This is a genomic window from Ancylobacter sp. Lp-2 (genome assembly GCF_020523795.1).
In the GTDB taxonomy this organism is placed as follows: Bacteria; Pseudomonadota; Alphaproteobacteria; order Rhizobiales; family Xanthobacteraceae; genus Ancylobacter.
Genome location: NZ_JAJALI010000006.1, coordinates 87,338 through 107,714, shown reverse-complemented (window position 1 = coordinate 107,714; position 20,377 = coordinate 87,338). Strand labels below are relative to the sequence as shown.

The 20,377-nt window shown below is 66.2% G+C and carries 21 protein-coding genes, 2 tRNA genes and 1 pseudogene; 18 read left to right on the top strand and 6 right to left on the bottom strand.

All coding sequences use genetic code 11. The features are described from left to right. Window positions 1-3: 3 nt before the first annotated feature. The 10 genes from LGR54_RS15915 (at window position 4) to LGR54_RS15870 (ending at window position 9,952) form a co-directional block, all read left to right on the top strand. Entirely contained in the window at window positions 4-912 is a 909-nt protein-coding gene (locus LGR54_RS15915) for a dihydrodipicolinate synthase family protein (protein ID WP_230362974.1), read from the top strand. Window positions 913-922: 10 nt separating this feature from the next. Continuing rightward, window positions 923-1,972, top strand: coding sequence for a proline racemase family protein (locus tag LGR54_RS15910; RefSeq protein WP_230362973.1), 1,050 nt, complete (start codon window positions 923-925; stop codon window positions 1,970-1,972). A 9-nt stretch (window positions 1,973-1,981) separates the two neighbouring features. Next, window positions 1,982-2,779 carry an alpha/beta fold hydrolase gene (locus tag LGR54_RS15905; protein WP_230362972.1) on the top strand — a complete coding sequence of 266 codons (798 nt, stop codon included), beginning with the start codon at window positions 1,982-1,984 and terminating at the stop codon, window positions 2,777-2,779. Window positions 2,780-3,013: 234 nt separating this feature from the next. Beyond that, window positions 3,014-3,760, top strand: a complete 747-nt coding sequence (locus LGR54_RS15900) for a MurR/RpiR family transcriptional regulator (RefSeq protein ID WP_230362971.1) — start codon at window positions 3,014-3,016, stop codon at window positions 3,758-3,760. A gap of 105 nt (window positions 3,761-3,865) precedes the next feature. Beyond that, window positions 3,866-5,068, top strand: a complete 1,203-nt coding sequence (locus LGR54_RS15895) for an ABC transporter ATP-binding protein (RefSeq protein ID WP_230362970.1) — start codon at window positions 3,866-3,868, stop codon at window positions 5,066-5,068. Window positions 5,069-5,076: 8 nt separating this feature from the next. Then, window positions 5,077-5,997, top strand: a complete 921-nt coding sequence (locus tag LGR54_RS15890) for a carbohydrate ABC transporter permease (RefSeq protein ID WP_230362969.1) — start codon at window positions 5,077-5,079, stop codon at window positions 5,995-5,997. Beyond that, window positions 5,997-6,851: a carbohydrate ABC transporter permease gene (locus tag LGR54_RS15885; protein ID WP_370638212.1), complete on the top strand. Its 855-nt coding sequence runs from the start codon at window positions 5,997-5,999 to the stop codon at window positions 6,849-6,851. Before LGR54_RS15890 ends, LGR54_RS15885 begins: the two co-directional genes overlap by 1 nt. A gap of 125 nt (window positions 6,852-6,976) precedes the next feature. Continuing rightward, the gene (locus LGR54_RS15880) at window positions 6,977-8,257 is read left to right on the top strand and encodes an ABC transporter substrate-binding protein (protein WP_230362968.1); all 1,281 of its coding nucleotides are present in this window, start codon (window positions 6,977-6,979) and stop codon (window positions 8,255-8,257) included. A gap of 66 nt (window positions 8,258-8,323) precedes the next feature. Further along, window positions 8,324-9,016 (top strand): HAD family phosphatase, encoded by a 693-nt coding sequence (locus LGR54_RS15875; RefSeq protein WP_230362967.1) that lies wholly within the window; start codon window positions 8,324-8,326, stop codon window positions 9,014-9,016. Between the two features lie 33 nt (window positions 9,017-9,049). Beyond that, window positions 9,050-9,952, top strand: coding sequence for a CehA/McbA family metallohydrolase (locus LGR54_RS15870; protein ID WP_230362966.1), 903 nt, complete (start codon window positions 9,050-9,052; stop codon window positions 9,950-9,952). 150 nt (window positions 9,953-10,102) lie between these two features. Here the strand turns inward: LGR54_RS15870 and LGR54_RS26060 are convergent. Continuing rightward, a pseudogene (locus LGR54_RS26060) lies at window positions 10,103-10,213 on the bottom strand (Hint domain-containing protein); the annotation flags it as partial. Window positions 10,214-10,217: 4 nt separating this feature from the next. After that, on the bottom strand, window positions 10,218-11,183 hold the full coding sequence (locus LGR54_RS15865; protein WP_230362965.1) for a GlxA family transcriptional regulator: 966 nt from the start codon (window positions 11,181-11,183) through the stop codon (window positions 10,218-10,220). 325 nt (window positions 11,184-11,508) lie between these two features. Here LGR54_RS15865 and LGR54_RS15860 point away from each other — a divergent pair, with 325 nt between their 5' ends. The 8 genes from LGR54_RS15860 to LGR54_RS15825 all read left to right on the top strand — a co-directional run bounded on the left by LGR54_RS15860 (window position 11,509) and on the right by LGR54_RS15825 (window position 17,007). Beyond that, complete coding sequence (locus tag LGR54_RS15860; protein WP_230362964.1) at window positions 11,509-11,793, top strand: putative quinol monooxygenase; 285 nt, start codon at window positions 11,509-11,511, stop codon at window positions 11,791-11,793. 158 nt (window positions 11,794-11,951) lie between these two features. Continuing rightward, window positions 11,952-12,284, top strand: coding sequence for a DUF2282 domain-containing protein (locus LGR54_RS15855; protein ID WP_230362963.1), 333 nt, complete (start codon window positions 11,952-11,954; stop codon window positions 12,282-12,284). 65 nt (window positions 12,285-12,349) lie between these two features. Then, on the top strand, window positions 12,350-13,249 hold the full coding sequence (locus LGR54_RS15850) for a DUF692 domain-containing protein (protein ID WP_230362962.1): 900 nt from the start codon (window positions 12,350-12,352) through the stop codon (window positions 13,247-13,249). A gap of 74 nt (window positions 13,250-13,323) precedes the next feature. After that, complete coding sequence (locus LGR54_RS15845) at window positions 13,324-14,256, top strand: hypothetical protein (protein ID WP_230362961.1); 933 nt, start codon at window positions 13,324-13,326, stop codon at window positions 14,254-14,256. After that, complete coding sequence (locus tag LGR54_RS15840) at window positions 14,253-15,107, top strand: DUF2063 domain-containing protein (RefSeq protein WP_230362960.1); 855 nt, start codon at window positions 14,253-14,255, stop codon at window positions 15,105-15,107. Before LGR54_RS15845 ends, LGR54_RS15840 begins: the two co-directional genes overlap by 4 nt. Further along, window positions 15,104-15,616 carry a DoxX family protein gene (locus LGR54_RS15835; protein ID WP_230362959.1) on the top strand — a complete coding sequence of 171 codons (513 nt, stop codon included), beginning with the start codon at window positions 15,104-15,106 and terminating at the stop codon, window positions 15,614-15,616. The genes LGR54_RS15840 and LGR54_RS15835 overlap by 4 nt, the downstream gene beginning before the upstream one ends. Window positions 15,617-15,688: 72 nt before the next feature. Then, the gene (locus LGR54_RS15830) at window positions 15,689-16,339 is read left to right on the top strand and encodes a sigma-70 family RNA polymerase sigma factor (protein WP_230362958.1); all 651 of its coding nucleotides are present in this window, start codon (window positions 15,689-15,691) and stop codon (window positions 16,337-16,339) included. Then, the gene (locus LGR54_RS15825; protein WP_230362957.1) at window positions 16,339-17,007 is read left to right on the top strand and encodes an NrsF family protein; all 669 of its coding nucleotides are present in this window, start codon (window positions 16,339-16,341) and stop codon (window positions 17,005-17,007) included. The genes LGR54_RS15830 and LGR54_RS15825 overlap by 1 nt, the downstream gene beginning before the upstream one ends. 216 nt (window positions 17,008-17,223) lie before the next feature. Here LGR54_RS15825 and LGR54_RS15820 read toward each other — a convergent pair whose 3' ends face one another. From LGR54_RS15820 to LGR54_RS15805, 4 genes are all read right to left on the bottom strand, one after another. Further along, window positions 17,224-17,649: an Arm DNA-binding domain-containing protein gene (locus tag LGR54_RS15820; protein ID WP_230363200.1), complete on the bottom strand. Its 426-nt coding sequence runs from the start codon at window positions 17,647-17,649 to the stop codon at window positions 17,224-17,226. Window positions 17,650-17,792: 143 nt separating this feature from the next. Beyond that, window positions 17,793-17,868: transfer RNA gene (locus tag LGR54_RS15815), tRNA-Asn, on the bottom strand. A 94-nt stretch (window positions 17,869-17,962) separates the two neighbouring features. Next, entirely contained in the window at window positions 17,963-19,768 is a 1,806-nt protein-coding gene (locus LGR54_RS15810; RefSeq protein ID WP_230362956.1) for an ABC transporter ATP-binding protein, read from the bottom strand. Between the two features lie 213 nt (window positions 19,769-19,981). Continuing rightward, window positions 19,982-20,055, bottom strand: a tRNA-Cys gene (locus LGR54_RS15805). Between the last annotated feature and the right edge of the window lie 322 nt (window positions 20,056-20,377).

The window sequence follows — 20,377 nt, the reverse complement described above, 5'->3', positions numbered from 1 at the left end:
GCCATGACCCGCTGGACCGGAGTCTTTCCCGCCGTCACCACCAAGCTGAAGCAGGACGAGAGCGTCGACCTCGCCGCCACCCAGTCCAGCATCGACCGGCTGATCAAGAGCGGCGTCTCGGGCGTCATCGTGCTGCCGATGCTGGGTGAGAATGCCTCGCTCACCGCCGCCGAGCGCGAATCCGTCATCCTCGCCGCCAAGGAAGTCGTGGCCGGCCGCGTGCCGCTGCTCTCCGGCCTCGCCCATGTCGGCATGGCCGATGCACTCGCCTCGGCCCGCCACTATGAGAAGCTCGGCGCCGAGGGGCTGATGGCGTTCCCCTCCATCGCCTACAAGAGCGACCCGCGCGAGACGGCGGCCTGGTACCGCACGCTCGGCACCGGCTGCGGCCTGCCGATCATGATCTACAACAACCCGATCGCCTATGGCGTCGACGTCACCCCGGCGATCCTCAACGACCTCGCCGACGTGAAGAACATCGTCTGCATCAAGGAAGAGACCGGCGACATCCGCCGCGTCACCGACCTCTATAATGAGTGCGGCGACCGCTTCTCGGTGTTCTGCGGCGTCGACGACCTGCTGCTGGAAAGCGCCGCGCTCGGCGTTACCGGCTGGGTGTCGGGCATGACCAATGCCTGGCCGGCGGAATGCGTCCGGCTGTTCAACCTGTGCAAGGCCGGCAAGTTCGACGAGGCGCGGGCGCTGTACCGCATCCTCACCCCCGCCTTCCACCTCGATACCGACGTGAAGCTGGTGCAGTACATCAAGCTCGCCGAGAAGGTGGTGTATGGCGCGCCGGAATGGGTGCGTGCGCCGCGGCTGCCGCTGGTCGGCGCCGAGCGCGAGCGGGTGCTTGGCGTGATCGAGGCGACCGTGGCGGCGCTTGCCGCCTCGCAGCGCAGCGCGGCGTGAGGAGAGAGCGATGCGCTTCAGCCGCATGATCACCGTGGTCGGCGCCCATGCGGCCGGCGAGCTCAACGAGGTCATCACCGGGGGCGTGCTCGACGTCCCCGGCAAGACCATGTTCGAGAAGATGCAGTATGTGCAGGCGCATCGCGACGAGCTGCGCCGGTTCCTGCTGAACGAGCCGCGCGGGCGCGTCTCGCAATGCGTGAACCTCGTGCTGCCGCCGACGCGGCCGGAGGCGGATGCCGGCTTTGTCATCATCGAGTCGGACTATTACGTGCCGATGTCCGGCACCAACACGATCTGCACCGTCACCGTGCTGCTCGAGACCGGCATGATCCCGATGCAGGAGCCGGTCACCCATCTGGTGATGGAGGCGCCGGCGGGCCTCGTGAAGGTCTCGGCCGAGTGCCGCGATGGCAAATGCGTCAACGTCACCTTCGACAACGTCCCCGGCTTCGTCTTCGCGCTCGATGCCAAGGTGGACGTGCCGGGCCTCGGCACGATCAATGTCGATGTCGCCTATGGCGGCATGATCTACGCCATCGTCGACGCGGCGAGCCTCGGCTATTCGCTCGACCTCAAGGAGGCGGGCGAACTGGTCGAGGTCGGCGAGCGCATCAAGAAGGCGGCGGCCGAGCAGATTCCGGCGGTGCACCCGGAGAATCCGGAGATCCACACCATCAACCAGACGATGTTCGCCGGCCCGCTGGAGCGGACCGCCGACGGGCTCGCCTCCAAGAACACCGTCATCGTCTCGCCCGGCCGGCACGACCGCTCGCCCTGCGGCACCGGCACCAGCGCCCGCCTGGCGGTGCTGCACGCGCGCGGCCTGTTGCAGGTCGGCGAGCGCTTCACCCATCGCTCGCTGATCGGTACCGAGTTCATCGGCCGGCTGCGCGGCACCACCGAGCTTGCCGGCGTGCCGGCGGTGCTGCCGACCATCACCGGGCCGGCCTGGATCACCGCCTTCCACCAATATGTGCTCGACCCCACCGACCCGTTCCCGGACGGCTACCGGCTCGGCGACACCTGGCCGGGCTATACCGGCGAACAGCCGATCTGAGGAGCTGTCATGCCGCTGATGACCGCGTCCGATGGTTGCCGCGTGCATTACGATGTGCGCGGCAGCGGCGCGCCCGTGGTGCTCATTCCCGGGCTTGGTGGCGACGGTCGCTTCTGGGGGCCGGTCGCCGAACGGCTGGAGGTGCGCTTCCGGCTCATCCTCGTCGACCACCGGGGGGCCGGTCGCAGCGACCGGCCGGAAGGCCCTTATACGGTCGAGCGTATCGCCTGCGACGTCACGGAGATCATGGACAGGGAGGGGTGCGCGCACGCCCATCTGGTCGGCCATTCCACCGGCGGCGCCGTGGTGCAGACGCTCGCCCTCGACGCGGCCGAACGGGTCGGACGGATCGTCATTTCGGGGAGCTGGCCCGGCCCGGATGCACGGTTCCGCACGCTGTTCGAGGCGCGGCTCGCCTTGCTGGAAGCCAACCGCCCGGACATCTATCAGGCCTTCACCCATGTGCTCGGCTATGATGCCGATTGGATCGCGGCGCATGAAGCCGAACTTGATGCCGCCGTCGGCCGGGCAGGCGAGGCGCTGGCGCCGCTGGCGGTGACCGCTGCGCGCATCCGCATGCTGCTCGCCTATGACCGGGCGGCCGATCTCGGCCGCATCACCGCGCCGACGCTGGTCGTGGGAGCGCGGGATGACGAGATGATCCCGTTCGGGCAATCCGAGCGCATTGCCGGAGCCATAACCGGTGCGGAACTCGTGGCACTCGACGGCGGGCATTTCTACCCGCGCACGCGCGCCGACGCCTTCGCGCGGCAGGTTGGCGACTTCCTCTCGGCCGCCGCCCGCTAGCTGCGTCCGATGGCCCCCCGCCGCCTCACGGCGTGCGGCGGTGGGGGCGCGTCAACAGGCGCCCGTCAGAAACGCCTGCAATCCTGCCGCCCATTCTGGACAACGGTTTCGGGAAGCTTCACGCTCCCACTCCCGTTTCGTCATCGCCAAGCCGGCAGCAAGATAGCCTCGATGCCACTGAAAGCATCTTCAGAAGACCCGCGCGGAACATTCGGGGCGCCGAGCCTCCCTCGCATGCGGCAGGCGATCGACGGCATGCCGGAGGCGTTGTCGCGCATCGGCAAATATATTCTCGACAATCCCGAGCGCGTCGTACGCTCCTCGCTCGCGGAACTGGCGGTGCTGGCGCAAACCGGCGATGCCAGCGTGGTGCGGTTCTGCAAGCATCTCGGCTATGCCGGCTACCGTGACCTCAAGATCGCCCTGACCGCCGAACTCGCCAGCCAGCGGACGGTGCGGCTCAAGCGGGTGTCCAATGTCGGTGGATTGACACCGCTCGCCGGTCGGCTCAGCAACGCCATTAACAGCACGGCGCAACATCTCGATCCCGACCTGCTGATTCGGGTCGCCGCCCAGCTCAAGAAAAGTCGGCGCATCGATATCTTCGGGGTGGGCGTATCGGGCATCGTGGCCGAAATGGCGGCCTATCGGCTCATGCGCGTCGGCCTCATCGCCCAGGCGTTCCAGGATGCGACACTCGCCCATGAGGTGATGACGAGGTTCGACGCCGGGTGCGTGGCGATCGGGATCTCCGAGCTGGGATTGACGCCGGATACCATCCGTTTCCTCAGCGGCGCCCGGGCGGCCGGCGCCTTCACGCTGGCGGTGACCAGCCGGGCCAACAGCCCGCTGACGCAAAGCGCCGATGCGGTGCTGCTGGCCGCCGCCGTCGATCCGCCGCCGACCGGTGGGGAAATGGCGGCAGTACCCGCCAAGATTTTCGTCCTGGAAGCACTGGCCGGCGCCATCGCCGCCGGATGATCGCGCGAAAAGCGGGCATCGTTGCCGTGGAGTTTTGCTCCACCCCTGTCATTCGAATGAAATAAAATTCCGTCAGGTTCCCGCTCGAACACGGCGGGGCAGAACATGACGGCGACCGTTTCCATTTCGTCCATCGAAAAGAGCTTCGGCGCCGCGAGGATGCTGAAGGGCGTGTCCGTGGATGTCGCGGCCGGTGAGTTCCTCACTCTCGTCGGGCCTTCTGGCTGCGGAAAGTCCACCTTGTTGCGTATCCTCGCCGGGCTGATCCCCCAGGATGGCGGCTCCATCCATATCGACGGCGCTGCGGTCGACCACTTGCCTCCCAGGGCGCGTGACGTCGCGATGGTGTTCCAGAGCTACGCGCTCTACCCGCATATGAGCGTGCACGACAACATCGCCACGCCGCTGAAGGCCCGGCGGCTGAACAGCCTGGCGCGCCTGCCAGTCCTTGGGTCGCTGATGCCGGGACAGAAAACCGTCCGGGCCGGTATCGACGCGGCCGTCAAGCAGGTGGCGGCGCAGGTGGAAATCGAGGCGCTGCTCGACCGTCGGCCGGCCCAGCTTTCGGGTGGCCAGCGCCAGCGTGTGGCGCTGGCGCGCGCCATGGTGCGCCAGCCGCGCGTCTTCCTGATGGACGAGCCGCTGTCCAACCTCGATGCGCGCCTGCGTGTGCACATGCGCGGCGAGCTCTCGGAGTTGCACCGGCGTCTCGGTGCGACGTTCATCTATGTCACGCACGATCAGGTCGAGGCGATGACCATGTCCAGTCGCGTGGCGCTGATGATGGATGGCGAGATCGTTCAGGTCGCCCCGCCGGCCGAGATCTACTCCAACCCGTCCGACGTGCGCGTCGCCCGCTTCATCGGAAGCCCGGAGATCAACCTCCTGCCGGGCCGCGCCGATCCGCGGGGCTATGTCACCCTCGCCGGGCGCGCCACGCCGCTGCGGGTGGGCATGACCGGCGGGCTGACCATCGGCCTGCGGCCCGAAACCCTCGCCATCGGCGACGGTTCGTCCGACATCGTCGTCGACGGTCGCCTCCAGAGGATCGAGCGTCTCGGCCATGACGTGCTGCTGCACATGCGGCACGCCGGCGACGACCAGCGGAGCTTTACGGCGCGTGTCTCCGCCATGGATTTCGACGCCTTGCGGATGGCCGGCCGGCTGGAGGCCAGCCTGATGTTCGGTGCGCGTGCCACCGCAGCGCTGATGTTCGGCGCCGATGGCAAGCGGCTGATGCCGCTCCGGGACGAGCCCTCGGCCGGTAACGTGACCTACACGTCCAGCCGCGCGCTGATGGGCGCCTGAGCATGACGATGGCCCTGTCATCCGCTGCGCGCGTCCCTGCCGGCCGGCGACGCCTCGGCGCCACGATTTCGCCCGCGGTCGCCTATTGGTTCGCCGTTCCGTCGGTCATCCTGCTGCTCGGCACCCTGCTGCTGCCGATCATGGTGATGATCGCCATGAGCTTCACCGACTACGAGCTCGGCGCGCTGGAGTTTTCCTTCCTCGGCCTCGACAACTACACCACGCTGTGGAGGGATGCGGGCTTCTGGCGCGCGCTGCTCAACACGCTCTACTACGTCGCGCTGGTGGTTCCCGCCTCGGTGGTCATCGGCCTCGCCCTTGCGGTGATGGTCAACGGTCTCCGGCATGGCCGCGGCTTCTATCAGGTCGCGTTCTTCCTGCCGGTGACCTCGACGCTCATCGCCATGGCCACCGTGTGGAAATACCTGCTCCACGGCACGATCGGCCCGGTCAATCACCTGCTAACCACTCTCGGCCTGCCGGCGCTCGAATTCTTCGGCGAACCGTCGCTGGTGATGCCGGCGCTCGCCATCATCGGCGTCTGGTCGCTGGCCGGCTTCAACATGGTGCTGTTCAGCGCCGGCCTCACCGCGATCCCGCAGGAGCTCTACGAGGCCGCCGCCGTCGACGGCATCGACACGCCGATCGGGCGCTTCTTCACGGTGACGCTGCCCATGCTCGGGCCGACCACCATGTTCGTCATCATCACCACCTCGATAACAGCCTTCAAGGTGTTCGACACCGTCGCCGTGCTGACCCGCGGTGGACCGCAGGGGGCGAGCGATGTGCTGCTCTACGTCAATTATCTCGAAGGCTTCCAGTACATGCGCATCGGCCTTGCCTCGGCCATCACCGTCGTCTTCCTCGGCATCATCCTGCTGCTGTCGCTGATCCAGGCCAAGGTGCTCGAACGGAAGGTGCATTACTGATGGCGCGCCATGGTTCCTTGCTCTCCCGGTCGGGGCTGACGCCCGGCCAGCTGGCCATGCATGCTTTCCTGCTGCTATGCGCCTTCGCGATGCTGTTTCCGTTCTACTGGATGTTGCTGACCGCCTTCCGGCCGTCGCAGGAAGTGTTCTCGCCGACCTTCCACTGGCTGCCGCAGACCTTCGTCGGCCTCGACAATTTCCGCGCGGCGTTCGGCAAGGCGCCGCTGCTGCGCTTCATGCTCAACGGCGCCGTCATCTGCGCCGGCATTCTCGCCGTGCAACTGCTGACCGCCATTCCCTGCGCCTATGCCCTGGCGAAATACGAGTTCCGCGGCCGTGGCCTGCTGTTCGCGCTGGTGCTGTTCGCGCTGTGCGTCCCGGTCCAGGTGCCGGCGCTGCCGCTCTACATGACGCTGGCCTTCACCGGCACGCTCGACAGCTATTTCGCGCTGATGCTGCCGTTCTTCCTGTCGGTCTTCGCCATCTTCCTGTTCCGCCAGGTGTTCCGCTCCTTTCCCGACGACGTCATCCACGCGGCGCGGCTGGACGGCATGGGCGAGATGGAGATCCTGTGGCGGATCGTCGTGCCGAGTGCCGGCCCGGCCATCGCCGCCTTCGCGGTCTTCTCGGTGACCGCGCACTGGAACGACCTCTACTGGCCGCTGGTCGTGGTGACGAGCCCGGAGCTCGCGCCGCCGCCGCTCGGCATGATGTACTTCAACGATCCCGATATCGGCTCCAGCTTCGGCACGCTGATGGCCGCCGCGACTCTGCTGACGGCCCCGCTGACCGTGCTCTTCCTGTTCGCCCAGCGCCACTTCGTGCAGGGCGTGACCATGACCGGCGTGAAGTGAGCCGCGCCCCTCGTCGCGGACCGAGACGGGGCCCGTGATCGTGGCCCCGTAGCCTGCCCGCACACCTTCTCACCCTTTTCTGTCGACACCGCCCGCCACGCAACCGCCTCCCGAAAGAGATGACCATGAAGCCCCTTATGCAGGCCGCCCTGATCGGCGCCGCCGCCTGGCTCGGCGCGTCCGCCGCCCATGCGGACCCGATCGTCATCGAGGTCGAGCATTTCATGCCGGCCCACAACGTCTTTCACGAGCAGGTCGCCGCCGCCTTCATGAAGGCGCACCCGGACATCGTCATCAAGTTCCGCAACGCCTTGCCGAGCTATGACGAGCAGCACCAGGCGCTGCTGCGCGAGGCGATCACCAACAACCTGCCGGACGTGTATCACTCCGGCTATCACCTGCTGCCGGAAGTCGTGCACCAGCTCCAGAAGCGCGGCCAGGTCATCACCCTGGACGGCTACATCGCCAAGGAAGGCGAGGGCTGGGTCAGCACCAACTACGAGCCGTCGATCCTCAATCTCGGCAAGGTGGACGGCAAGCAGTACGGCATCGGCTTCAACGCCTCTACGCCGATCGTGTTCTACAACGCCGATCTGGTGAAGCAGGCCGGCAGCGATCCCGAGCATTTCCCGACCAACTGGGCGGACATGGTCGCGCTCGGCGCCAGGATCAAGGCGCTCGGCGGCGATGTCGACGGCATGGCCTACGACATCCATGCCTGGCCGGACGATTGGCTGTGGCGCTCGCTGATCCTCCAGCAGGGCGAGGCGGTCATGAAGGACGACAACAAGACCGTCGCCTTCGACAACGGCTCCGGCCTTACCGCGCTGAAGCTGGCCCGCAGCATTGTCACCGACGGCAAGATGGTGCCGCGCGACTATGAGCAGTCCCGCCAGCAATTCGCCGCCGGCAAGCTCGGCATCATCTTCGCCTCGCCGAACAGCGCGCGCGGCTTCTCCGATCTGATCGGCACCCGCTTCAAGCTGATGTCGTCGACCTACCCGGTGTCGAACCTCGACAAGGGCGTCGTGCCGACCGGTGGCAACGCGATGATGATCCTGTCCAAGGACAAGGCGAAGCAGGACGCGGCGTGGGAATACATCAAGTTCGCCACCAGCGCCGAAGGCCAGACCATCGCCGTGCTCGGCTCGGGCTACATGCCGACCAACAAGGCGGCGCTGGCACCGGAATATCTCGGCAAGTTCTATGACGAGAACCCGAACTGGTACACCAGCATCAAGCAAATTTCCCGCGCGGCGCCGTGGGGTGGCTATCCCGGCACCAATGGCGTGAAGATCTGGCGCACCCAGCGCGACATCATCGGGCAGGTGATGCGGGGGGATATCACCCCGGAAGACGGCGTCGCCAAGCTGACCAGCGAGACCAACGCGCTTCTGCCGAAGTGATCGCCGTTTCCATCAGGACTTCGCCGCGCGTGAGGCCACGCGCGGCGCCTTCAGCAGGGTAGCGCCTTGATCGATCTCATTATCTTTGACTGCGACGGCGTCCTCGTCGACAGCGAAATCCTCGCCGCGCAGATGACGTCTGCGACGCTTTCAAGCATCGGGCTGACGATGTCGACGGATGAGGTGCTCGCCTCCCTCGTCGGTCACGACGCGATGACGGTGCGACGCAAGCTCGAGGACCGGCATGGTGTCGCATTGCCGACGGATTTCGAGGCGGACCTCGCCGTCCGGCTCGACGATGCCTTTACCACCCGATTACAGCCGATCGCCGGCGTCCCGGAACTGCTCCTCGGCCTCGATCGCCCCTATTGCGTCGCCTCGAACAGCGGCCACGACCGGCTGCGCCGGACCTTCGCCACCACCGGCCTCACGCCGCTGGTGGAGGGGAGGGTGTTCAGCGCCGATGATGTGGCGCGGGGCAAGCCGGCTCCCGACCTGTTCCTGCACGCCGCCCGTGCCATGGGCGGGGTGCCGGCCGACAGGTGCCTGGTGATCGAAGACAGCGTTACCGGCGTCACGGCGGCGCGGGCGGCGGGCATGCGCGTCATCGGCTTCTGTGGCGGAAGCCATATCCTGCCCGGGCATGATCAGCGCCTGCTGGCGCTCGGCGCCTACCGCATCCTGACCGATCATTCCCAGCTCGCGGCCCTGCCGGGGCTGTCGGCCGGCCTTGCCGCCACCGCCACCGCCGGCGCCTGAGCCCTTCCACCCCTCATGCAACGAGACATCGCCATGGGCAGCATCGCTCCCTTTTCCATGCCCGGTCGCTTCCTGCGCGGCAACATCCACACGCACACCACCCGCTCGGACGGCGCGCGCTCGGTCGAGGAGGTGATCCGCACCTACCGCGACGCCGGCTACGACTTCCTGTCGATCACCGATCACTTCCTGGAGCGGTTCGGCTTCCCGGTGACCGATACGCGCGCCTTCGGCGACGCGGAGTTCACCCTGCTGCCGGGCGCGGAGATCCACGCGCCGCGCACCGAGGTGAGCGAGCTCTGGCACCTCGTCGCCGTCGGCTTGCCGCTCGACTTCGCGCCGACCTCGCCGGACGAAGACGGGCCGGCGCTCGCCCGCCGCGCGAGGGCGGCCGGTGCCTTCGTGGGCATCGCCCATCCCGGCTGGTACAGCCTGTCGCTCGCTGACGCCGAGACGCTGGTCGACGCCGCCCACTCGGTGGAGATCTACAATCACGGCTGCCATGTCATGCACGACAAGGGGTATGGCGCCTATCTGCTCGACGGCCTGCTCGACAAAGGCTACCGCCTGACCACCTATGCCTGCGACGACGCGCATTTTAAGGCTGCCGATTTCGGTGGCGGCTGGGTCGAGCTGAAGGCGGCGGACCGGAGCCCCGAAGCAATTCTCGACGCGCTCAAGCTGGGGCACTTCTACTCGACGCAGGGCCCGCGCATCGACGACATCGAGGTCGCCGCCGACCATGTCGAGGTGCGGTGCTCGCCGGCCTCGCGCGTGCTCGTCGTCGGGCAGGGTTATCTGATGAGCCACAGCAGCGGCATCGCGATCACCCGCACCCGCGTCTCGCTGGCGCCGCTTGCGGCGAGCCCGTGGCTGCGCGTCATCGTCGTCGACGACACCGGCCGCAGCGCCTGGTCCAACCCGATCTGGAAATAGGTCGATACCGAACCGGGCTTGTCCCCACGGCTCGGTGGGCGACGGCCATCGCTCGACCTTGGCATTTCCTGGTCGGGGTCCGTTCCTCTCGCAGTCCGCCGGATCGGGTTCGGGATTTCCACCTCCTTCATCGGATCGGTGAAGGTGGTGGAGATCGTCTGCCGCGCCATCAAGGGTGCGGACGAGGTCGCCGGCTTCAAGCGTCTCGATGGCTCGCGCGCCTTCCGGTATCGCGATCCTCGTGCCGGCGAGAAGGCCGATTTTCTTATATTCGGATCCTTGCCCGATAGGCCGTCGGCGTCATTTGGGCAAACTGCTTGAAGCTCTTCCTGAAGCTGCTGTCGTCCTCGAAGCCTGTGGCGAGGGCGATCTGCTTGATGCTCATCGATCCTGCGTCGAGCATGGTCCGCGCCATCTCGAAACGAACCCTGTCGATGAAACGCTTCGGCGCTTCACCGGCGAGGGATTGCAGGCGTCTGTGCAGCGTGCGTTCCGAGAGCGCCAACCGTCCCGCCAGTTCGCTCGTCGTTATCCGCCGGCCGCGAACATGTCGGACGGCGCGCTCGGCCTCCAGCAGGAACGGGTTGGATTCGGCGAGATGACCGGCCGGGATGTAGACAGCCTGGCTCGATGGCGTCGTGTCCACCACGGCGAAGTCGGCGGCGATACGCGCGGCCTCGGATCCGCAGAGGATTCTCACGACGTGCAGCGATATGTCTGTCCATGACAGGGCACCGCCGGCGGTGATGACACCGCCATCGTCGGTGAGCGCACCGCCCCAAGCCGCGTCTGCCCGAGGATAACGGCGCCTCAACTCGTCGTGCAGCCACCACGTCGTGGTGCAGCGACGGTCGTTCAACAAACCTGCCTCGCCGAGCAAATAGACCCCGCCGCAGGAACCGCAGGCAAGAGAACCACGCGCGTGCTGGTAGCGGATCCATTCGGCGACCGGCTTGAAGTCCGACATGTCCGGCAGCTTGAGCCCCTGCGGGACCTGTCCCGGCACGAGAACGGCGGAAGCGGACGGGATGTCGTCGAGGCGGGCATCGACCTCCAGCCGCCGGCCATGACCGTCCGTCACGGGCCTTCCATCCCCACTCGCCGTCAGGATTTTGAAGGGCACCTCGCCGGCGTGGTTGGCGATGACGTCCCTCGCGAGAGACAGCACATCGACGAAGCCGAGAAAGCCGGACGCAAGGCATCCGTCGATGCCGATGACGACAATGTTCATGGCATGGAGCCTCGTGGCGGCTTTTGCTCCTTCATAGTCTAGTCCGCCACCCTCCGACAAAGCGAGGGCTGCGTTACCGTTGACCGAGCCTCATCCGGTCAACGCAGAGAAACCCATGCCGTCAAAGATAATCTCTCCGGTCATCATGCCGCCGGAACTGGCCGGCCGGTGTGGCTCCGCCAACGCGACGGCGATCCGGATCTGAAACCGGTCGCTGCGTTACCTCTGCGGGCCTCGCGGCGAACCTCCATTGGCGAGGCCCAATAGCCGCGCAGTCCAAGCGACAGAGAGGATTGCATCCATGACAAGAATAGCAGGTGTCGTCGTGTTCAAGGCCAGGCCGGGCCTGGGTGAGGAGGCCGCCAGGCGGATCGCGGACGCACTGCCGGCAGTGGAGGCGGAGGCGGGCACGACGCTCTGGCTTGTGCTGCGATCGCATACGGACGTCGACAAGATCTTCCTCGTCGACCTGTTCGACAGCGAGGCAAGCCTCGACACCCACATGTCCGGCAGCGCGGCGAGCCAGATCTTCGCCACCGTGCCCGAACTGTTGGCGGTCGAACCGGAACTGCATCCGAGTGCAGTGGTCGCCTCCAAACCCGCCGCTTGAGCAAGACGGGATAGCGATCCCAAGTGGCCGCCGAAAATTTCTCCGAAGCAGAGTGACCTCGGAGGATCCCCCGACGAACCACTCTACAGGCGCGACGAAAACCGCCGCCACTCGCCAGCAGCAAGAGGCTTGCGGGCCCAATTTTCAGGAGAACCAATATGTCCGATCGTCTGATGTCCACTCTGGTTGCCGGCGCCTTCGCCGCCGCCTTCGGTACTCTCGCCGTCGTTCCGGCGAATGCGCAGGAGTTCACGGCGCAGCAGAAGAAGACCCAGGCCGAGAACACCGTGAAGGTGAAGTCCGGCGCGGTCCAGCCCTGCTTCGGCGTCGCGCTCAAGGGGCAGAACGACTGCTACGCCGGTGCCGGCACCACCTGCGCGGGCACTAGCACCACCGACTACCAGGGCAACGCCTTCAAGCTGGTGCCGACCGGCACCTGCACGGCGATCTCCACGCCGAACGGCATGGGCAGCCTCAAGCCCAAGGCCTGATCGACCACTCGGCCGGGTCCGCAAGGGCCCGGCCATTTCCCTCAGTGTCGTCCGAGGTGAACATCATGCCGGAAGTGGCTTCGAAGCTTTCCCCGACCTCCATGCCGAGGCGAGCCGGCGTCGGTCTGAAGGCCGAGCACTACACGACGATCCTGGAGACGTCGCCCGATATCGGTTTCTTCGAGGTCCATGCCGAGAACTACATGGGCGCCGGCGGGCCTCCGCATCGCTACCTGTCCGCCATCCGCGAACGCTATCCGCTGTCGCTGCACGGCGTCGGGCTGTCTATCGGCGCAGACCGGCCCCTCGACAGCGATCATCTGGCCCGCCTGAGGCAGTTGGTCGAGCGCTATTCGCCGGAGCTGTTCTCCGAGCACCTTGCCTGGTCGAGCCACGAGGCCGGTTTCCTGAACGACCTGCTTCCTCTGCCCTACACGAATGAGACCCTGGCGCGCGTTGTCGAGCATGTCGATCAGGTGCAGGAGGCGCTCGGGCGCCGGATGCTGCTGGAGAATCCGTCCACCTATCTGGCGTTCGCCGAGAACACATGGGGCGAGACCGACTTCATAGCCGAGATCGCGCGCCGGACCGGGTGCTGCCTCCTGCTCGATGTCAACAATGTCCACGTCGCCTGTACCAATCAGGACTGGGACCCGATCGCCTATCTCGATGCCTACCCGCTCTCCCACGTGCAGGAGATCCATCTGGCGGGCTTCGCGCCCGATGCCGATGAAGAAGGCCGTCCCTTGCTGATCGATGCCCATGATCGCCCGGTCGACGAAACCGTCTGGGGGCTGTTCGCCCACACCATCGAGCGGATCGGCCCGGTCCCGACCCTGATCGAGTGGGACGCCAACGTGCCCGATTGGCCGGTGCTGAAGGCCGAAGCGGAGCGTGCGGAACGCCTCATGGCCGACATTGACGGCGGGCGGCGACGCACGCCGGCCCTGAACCACGCACACTGAACCCGGAGGAAGATCGCATGCCGGCGCGCAGAGTTGCCGTCTATTATGCCTGGAGCCGGCCGGAAGAGACTGGAGTGCCGCTCGATGTCATCGAGAACCGGTTTCCAGCGCTCTTCGAAAGCCGCCGCATGCTGTATCCGCGCTTCGAGGAACTGAGCGATCCGTCGCGCTTCGACCAGGGTATCGCCGGTTTTCTCGATCACATCATGAGGCAGAATTTCGCCGCGTTCGTGAAGCTCGGAGAGGCGATCACCGGGCATCCGGTCGTGGAGATCGAGCGCGTCGGCGGCGATGGCCGGCTCGTGCCGCTGGCGCGGGAAGCGCTCGAAGACATCGATACGCTGATCGTCATCAGCTTCGATTCCCTGCGAACCCGGCAGCAGGCAAGTCCGGCCGAGGTCGATTTCGTCCGCTCCTTCCTTTCCGTGCCGGATCACCTGCTGTTCGTCGGCCCCCATCACGACATCGGCGAGGAGGAGCCGGATTCGCATGAGGAGTTCGTCGCCCGGCAGGTTGCGGATTTCCTGCATCACGGCGATAAGACCATCCCGCCGCGACAGGGATTTGGCGGGTTCGGACGTTCGTTGCTCGCCGGTCTGGGTATTCCGGTCGAAAACCGGTTCGGATTGCGTCCCGCCGCCGAGCCGGATGGCACCCCGTCGCCGATCGACGTGGACGTGTCTCTCGATCGTTTCCACCTGCTTTCGGGCGTTCCCACCTTCAATCTTCATGCGCATCTGCCGCATTTCGAGCGCATGGCCGGGGCCGTCGCGACGCTCGACGTGCTGGCGCGCCAGAAGATCGATCTCGCGGCTCCGCCCCATCCCTTCACGGCCGGCGGCCGCGCGACCTTCGATGCCTTGCTGCAATCGAAACCGGATGCGTTCGCTGGCACCTTGCTGGTCGGCGACGCGACCCTGTGGAGTTCGACGGCCGGCGGCGTCGACAGCCTCCGAACCTTCTGGACCAATGTGGTCGGGCGTCCCGGTCGAGAGAGGCATCGATGATCGGGGCGACCGGCATCCCGGTGTTTTCTCTTGAAGGCAGCGAGCAGGCTTCCGTCATGCACGGGTTCGCCGCCCGACAGGCTGACTTCGCTCGTGCGATCCTCGATCCGGTCAGGCCAGCGCCGGCCGGCCTGGTCGGTCCCGACGGGCGGCCCAGCGAGAGGCGCTTCGCGGTCTACCGAAACAATGTCGTCGTCGGGCTGATCGAGACGCTGAAGGCGGCCTATCCGGTGGCCCGTCGCCTGGTCGGCGAGGAATTCTTCGCCGCCATGGCAAGCCTCCATGTCGTGGCGGAGCCCCCGGTATCTCCGATCATGCTCGACTATGGGGCCGGCTTTCCCGCCTTCATCGCCCGCTTCGAGCCCGCCGCCGTGCTTGCCTACCTCCCCGATGTCGCGCGTCTTGAGCGGGCGTGGGTGGAGGCCTATCACGCGGCCGAAGCCTCGCCGCTGTCACCCTCCGCTCTCGGCCAGGTGCCGCCGGGCGATGTCCTGACAATGCGACTGACGCTCCACCCCACCGTCCGCATCGTCCGGTCGGCCTTTCCGATCGTGAGCATCTGGCAGGCAAATGTGGGGGGCGACGATGCCGGGACCGTCGCTCTCGATGCGGGTGGAGAAGACGCGCTCGTCGCCCGGCCCGAGACAGAGGTCGAGATCCGGCGTCTTCCGGCGGGCGCTGCCGCCTTCATGGAAGCACTGCGGGCGGGGGCGCCGATCGTCGAAGCCATGAAGGAAGGGCTGTTCGCCAGCCCGTGCTTCGATCTCGCGATTGCGCTGCGAGGCATGATCGAGGCAAACGTGATCGTCGGCTACGACGTGCGGCCGGCACGCTCGGAGGGGGCGGCATGAGCACGTCGCCAACGGTGTGGAACCAAACGTTTTCAACGGTCCGTCACCTATATCTCGAGATGGAAGCTGTCGCGCGGCACCTCGCACCTCCGGTGTCGCGCGTTGCCCTGGCGCTTCCCTTCCTCCGTTCCGGCCTGACGCGATGGGATGGCTTCCTGTCCCTGTCGGCGGGAACGCAATTCCTGTTCGAGGAGCAGTTCAGGCTGCATGTCTTCGGCGGCGAGTATGCGTTTCCCGCGCCCGATCAGCTGGCGCTGGCGACGGCGGCCGCCGAGATCGTGCTGCCCATTCTGCTCATCGTCGGCCTCGGAACGCGCCTTGCCGCGCTCGGCCTATTGGTCATGACCGGCGTGATCCAGTTGGTGTTCCCCGATGGCTGGGCCAATTTCCACCTGTATTGGGCCGCTTTGGCCCTAAGCATCATCGCGATTGGTCCCGGTGTCGTCTCCATCGACCACTGGATCGCCAAGGGTGACGTCCGATTGGATTCGCCAGAGGCGGCGCGATGATGCGCCGTGGCCTCCATATCGGGCCCCGGAGCGATGGCGCACGCGCATGCCCCATCTCGCGGAGGTGTCGAGATGGAGCATGACCGGCGGCGGCGCCTGACGCTGGTGGCCACGGAGGGCGAAGCGACCGGAGAGGACGCCAAGAGCGCGTCGCGGTCACCGGAGGCCGCGGCCTCCCGCGATCTCGACTGGTCGATTCTCATGGCGCGGGCGCAGGACGGCGATAATGTCGCCTATCTTCGCCTCCTTCAGGAGATCGCGCCCTATCTCAGGTCACTGGTCAGGCGATGGCACAAGGACCCTTGGGATATCGAAGATACCGTGCAGGACATCTTGCTGACCCTTCATACGATCCGGCACACCTACGATCCCGCACGTCCGTTCGGTCCCTGGCTGGTCGGCATCGCCAATCGCCGTGCCATTGACCGCCTGCGTCGGCGAGGCCGGCAGGTGTTGCGCGAGGCCCCGCTCACCGTCGAACATGAGGCAACCATCGTCGCGTCCGACAGCCGCGATGACGCGCTCGACAAGGATGGGCTGACGGAGGCTCTCGGTGGCCTTCCCCCGATCCAGCGAACCGCCATCGATCTGCTCAAGCTCAGGGAAATGTCCCTGAAGGAAGCCTCCGAGGCGACGGGACTGTCGATCGCGTCGCTGAAAATGGCGACCCATCGGGCGCTACGGAATTTGCGGTCCCTGCTTTCGGACCGGAGGGATTGGTGATGGACACGTCCGATCTGATCCGCTCGCTCGCCACCAACGCACCCGCGGTGAAACGCCTTCGCCCGCCGCTGGTTCGCGCTCTGGGCTGGCTCCTGCTCGCTGCTGTGATCATGGGGCTGATGACGATCAGCCATGGCGTGCGGCCGCAATTTGCCGAGCGCATGCAAGATGCCGTGTTCGCCATCAACATGATCTCGTCGCTCCTGACCGGCATCCTGGCGACCATCGCCACCTTCTTCGTGAGCCTGCCTGACCGGTCGCGCGGATGGCTTCTCCTACCGGCACCGCCGCTTATCGTCTGGCTGTCGACCATCGGCTACCAGTGCTTCGCCGGCTGGGTGCCGGTGCCGCCGGGCGCTATCACGGTCGAAGCCGCTTCCGGCTGCCTCGCCACGCTGGTCCTGACCAGCCTGCCACTTTCGCTGCTGATGCTGGCGATGTTGCGCTATGCGGCGGCGCTGCGGCCGACATCGGTCATCCTGATGGGGAGTCTCGCCGTCTCGGCCATCACCGCGACCGCTCTTTCGATGTTCCACCCACTCGATGCGACCGCGATGGTCCTGGGATGGAACCTCGGCACGGCGGTTCTCTTCCTGGGAGGTGCGGCGATCTTCAGCCGAAAGATGTCGCAGGCGGGAGGTGTGAGGGACGATGGAGCGCCTCGATAGGCACCAGTGGACTAACCCGCTGCCGCGGTACCCGCCCTGCATGACGGGTGTCGGTTTTTTCCATGTGGCGGCCGGCATAGGCGGGCGGATGATCACGGGGTTTCTCACCCTAGAAGAGGGCCTCCACGTCGCGCAGGACGTCTAGGAGAGCTCGACGGGCGTGAAGTCCGGGATAGGCGCTTGGTCAGGGGAGCGGCGATCGTCCTGAGAAGCCAGTCAGCCTTCTGCAGGGTGGCGTCTGCCCGACCTTCCTTGGTGCTTCTCTCGATCTGCTCGTCGGCGCCGGCGCCGAAGGTGTTCTCGGATGCTGCCGGCGGCTACCTTCTCCGCCTTCTTGTTGGCTCCGGGATCGACCCCTGAGGCCAACGACCTCTTGGCGTCGTCACGAAGGCGCCGCGCTTCGGAGAGCGCCACAATCGGATGGGGGCCATGGGAGAGCTTCTTATGCTTTCCCGCGAACCGATACGCCTGATTCCACAATCGGGCGCCGTTGGGCTTCACCAGGAGATAGAGCCACCGCCAGCGGAGAGCTTGTATTCGCTCTCTCGCCCCTTCGCGGCTCGGCACGCCGTATCCGATAAGTCCACGATCGCCGTCCCCACTGCCACCTGAGGCCAGCAAACACAGGCCCGGAGCCAACATCAAGGCCAACAGAATCGTGAGATGCGGCGATATCGGATGAGGCGAATTGCGTGCCTGCGAGATTGCGCGGGCGGATTTGCCAGCGATTTCGATCGCTCATGACGCTGGATGAGAGTGACTGAAATCACCTGAGAAGAAGGTGATGGCTCCCTGAGCAGGACTCGAACCTGCGACCATTCGATTAACAGTCGAACGCTCTACCAACTGAGCTATCAGGGAAAGGAGGCGACCACGTCGCCGTCACTTCATGGGCGCCCCTATAGCAACGCCGGATGCGTTTGTGAAGTCGCATCCGGCATGCATGTGGATATCTTCAGGCGCTGAGGCGCTCGTCCTGGCCGTTAAACTGCAACTGGTGAAAGCCGAAATAGCGGCCGCGGCGGGCGATCAACTCATCGTGCCGGCCGCTTTCCACCACGCGCCCGTCCTCGATGACGCAGATGCGGTCGGCGTTGACGACGGTCTGCAGGCGATGGGCGATCACCAGCGTCGTGCGGTGCATCTGCAGCGAGCGCAGCGCCTTCTGCACCTCGGCTTCGGATTCCGAATCGAGCGCGGCGGTGGCTTCGTCCAGCAGCAGGATAGGCGCGTTCTTGAGGAAGGCGCGGGCGATGGCGATGCGCTGGCGCTGACCGCCCGAAAGCTGCGCGCCGTGCTCGCCCACCGCCGTGTCGTAGCCGTTGGCGAAGCCGGAGATGAAGTCGTGCGCATGCGCGGCGCGCGCGGCCTCCACGACCTCCTCCTGGGTGGCGTCGAGCCGGCCGGCGAGGATGTTGTCGTAGACGGTGCCCGCGAACAGGAACACGTCCTGGCTCACGAAGGCCACCTGGTCGCGCACCGAGCGGCGGGTGACGTGCTCGAGCTTCTGCCCGTCGACGGCGATGGTGCCCGAGGTGATGTCGTAGAAGCGCTCGATGAGGTTCATCACCGTGCTCTTGCCGCCGCCCGACAGGCCGACCAGCGCCGTGGTCTTGCCGGCCTCGGCGACGAAGCTGAGGCCCTTCAGCACCGGCTCCTCCGGGCGGTAGCCGAAGAAGACGTCGTCGAACTCGATGCGGCCGCCATTCGGCGCCAGCTTCAACTCCGGCGTGCCGGGGGGATCCTGCTCCGTCGGCTTGAGGTCGAGAATCTGGAACAGCATGCGCGCCGCCAGCAGGTGCCCCGTGAGGTCGATGTTCAGCCGGGCGAGCCGCTTGGCCGGCTCGTAGCTGAGCAGCAGCGCGGTGATCACCGAGAAGAACTCGCCGGGGGTGCGCCCGCCATGCAGCACGCTGTAGCCGGCATACATGATGACGAGGCCGACGGCGACGCCGCCCAGCGCCTCCATGAGCGGGCCGGACTGGGACTGGGCACGCACCATGCGGTTCGACGCCTTCTCCAGCGCGTCGATGCGGTCGTTCAGCCGGAACTGGACGTTCGGCTCCAGATTGAAGGACTTGATGGTGCGGATGCCCTGGAAGGCCTCCAGCGACTGCCCCATGATCTGGATCGCCGAGTGGAACTCGCGGGTGAAGATCTTCTGCACCTTGCGGATCAAGCTACGCACACCGCCGACCGCGATCGGCATGACGATCAGCCCGATCACCGCCATGAACGGGTCCTGGATGATCATCACCGCGGTGAGGCCGATCACCGAGAGCAGGTCGCGGCCGAGGCTGGTGATGATGAGGTTCAGCACGTTGCGCGCGCCCTCGGCGCCGGCGTTGAACCGCATCATCAGTTCGGCGGTCTGGGTCTGAGCGAAGAAGCGCAGATCCTGAGACAGCAGGCGGTCGAGCACGCGCTTCTGGTTGTCGGCGACGATGCGGTTGCCGACGCGCGCCAGCGTCACCGCCTGCCCGTAGGTCGCGAAGCCCTTGATAACGCTCAGCGCCAGCACGATTCCGGACATGATCCAGACGGCGGCGGAATTCTGCTGGACGAAGATCTTGTTGATCACGTCGCCCATGATGTAGGCGAGGCCGGAGGTCGTGCCGGCCATGATACCCATGAACAGGAAGGAGAGAGCATAGCCCTTCCAGTGGCGCCGGCCATCGCTCATGAACAGTCGCTTGACCGTGTCCCGGGTGTCCGGGCTGATCATGTTGCGAAACGCATTGGCCAGTTTCGTCGGCACCATCAAGCAGTTCCTTTAAAGCGGGCGACCGGCGTGAAACGCGCATAGCCCCGCACGCTGTCCGCGGGGGCGGCTTCAGCGACGAGGTTTCATCAACGACGATCAACCAGCATTGTCAAACGATCGAGCTTCGCGGGCCTTCCACCCGCTACTCCCTGTTGTGGGCGCAACACGCGCCGCCGGTGCCTTTCGGCGTCTCGGCGGCGCGTGCGCTATTGGAGGCCACGGAGGGAATCGAACCCCCGTACGCGGATTTGCAGTCCGCTGCGTAACCACTCCGCCACGTGGCCGCAGACGGCGAAGCGCGCTCCGAAGAGGCGTTCGCCTTGCAGCCGAGGCGCCTCATAACAGAGCCGCTCGCGGACGGCAACGGAGGATGGCCGCTCGTCCCCGGCGCTGTGCAGTGCGGTGGACGATGGGAACGATCCTGCCGGCGTGGCGGGCGGGGCCGATGCGGTGCGGTGAGGTGTATGATGGGAGCAACCTCGCCAACCGGTGGACGATCGGGCGGAGGAGGGGCCGAGGGCGGTCTCTTTTGGCGTCGTGTAATGGAGCGCGCGGGCGCGAGTTCCACCTATGAACCCTTGTCTTGAGACGCCTCGCCTTAAGAAC

Bases quoted from the DNA above. Each gene is read 5' to 3' on its own strand.
- LGR54_RS15915 (WP_230362974.1), top strand. From the start codon at position 4: ATGACCCGCTGGACCGGAGTCTTTCCCGCCGTCACCACCAAGCTGAAG.
- LGR54_RS15910 (WP_230362973.1), top strand. From the start codon at position 923: ATGCGCTTCAGCCGCATGATCACCGTGGTCGGCGCCCATGCGGCCGGC.
- LGR54_RS15905 (WP_230362972.1), top strand. From the start codon at position 1,982: ATGCCGCTGATGACCGCGTCCGATGGTTGCCGCGTGCATTACGATGTG.
- LGR54_RS15900 (WP_230362971.1), top strand. From the start codon at position 3,014: ATGCGGCAGGCGATCGACGGCATGCCGGAGGCGTTGTCGCGCATCGGC.
- LGR54_RS15895 (WP_230362970.1), top strand. From the start codon at position 3,866: ATGACGGCGACCGTTTCCATTTCGTCCATCGAAAAGAGCTTCGGCGCC.
- LGR54_RS15890 (WP_230362969.1), top strand. From the start codon at position 5,077: ATGGCCCTGTCATCCGCTGCGCGCGTCCCTGCCGGCCGGCGACGCCTC.
- LGR54_RS15885 (WP_370638212.1), top strand. From the start codon at position 5,997: ATGGCGCGCCATGGTTCCTTGCTCTCCCGGTCGGGGCTGACGCCCGGC.
- LGR54_RS15880 (WP_230362968.1), top strand. From the start codon at position 6,977: ATGAAGCCCCTTATGCAGGCCGCCCTGATCGGCGCCGCCGCCTGGCTC.
- LGR54_RS15870 (WP_230362966.1), top strand. From the start codon at position 9,050: ATGGGCAGCATCGCTCCCTTTTCCATGCCCGGTCGCTTCCTGCGCGGC.
- LGR54_RS15865 (WP_230362965.1), bottom strand. From the start codon at position 11,183: ATGAACATTGTCGTCATCGGCATCGACGGATGCCTTGCGTCCGGCTTT.
- LGR54_RS15855 (WP_230362963.1), top strand. From the start codon at position 11,952: ATGTCCGATCGTCTGATGTCCACTCTGGTTGCCGGCGCCTTCGCCGCC.
- LGR54_RS15850 (WP_230362962.1), top strand. From the start codon at position 12,350: ATGCCGGAAGTGGCTTCGAAGCTTTCCCCGACCTCCATGCCGAGGCGA.
- LGR54_RS15840 (WP_230362960.1), top strand. From the start codon at position 14,253: ATGATCGGGGCGACCGGCATCCCGGTGTTTTCTCTTGAAGGCAGCGAG.
- LGR54_RS15835 (WP_230362959.1), top strand. From the start codon at position 15,104: ATGAGCACGTCGCCAACGGTGTGGAACCAAACGTTTTCAACGGTCCGT.
- LGR54_RS15830 (WP_230362958.1), top strand. From the start codon at position 15,689: ATGGAGCATGACCGGCGGCGGCGCCTGACGCTGGTGGCCACGGAGGGC.
- LGR54_RS15825 (WP_230362957.1), top strand. From the start codon at position 16,339: ATGGACACGTCCGATCTGATCCGCTCGCTCGCCACCAACGCACCCGCG.
- LGR54_RS15820 (WP_230363200.1), bottom strand. From the start codon at position 17,649: ATGTTGGCTCCGGGCCTGTGTTTGCTGGCCTCAGGTGGCAGTGGGGAC.
- LGR54_RS15810 (WP_230362956.1), bottom strand. From the start codon at position 19,768: ATGGTGCCGACGAAACTGGCCAATGCGTTTCGCAACATGATCAGCCCG.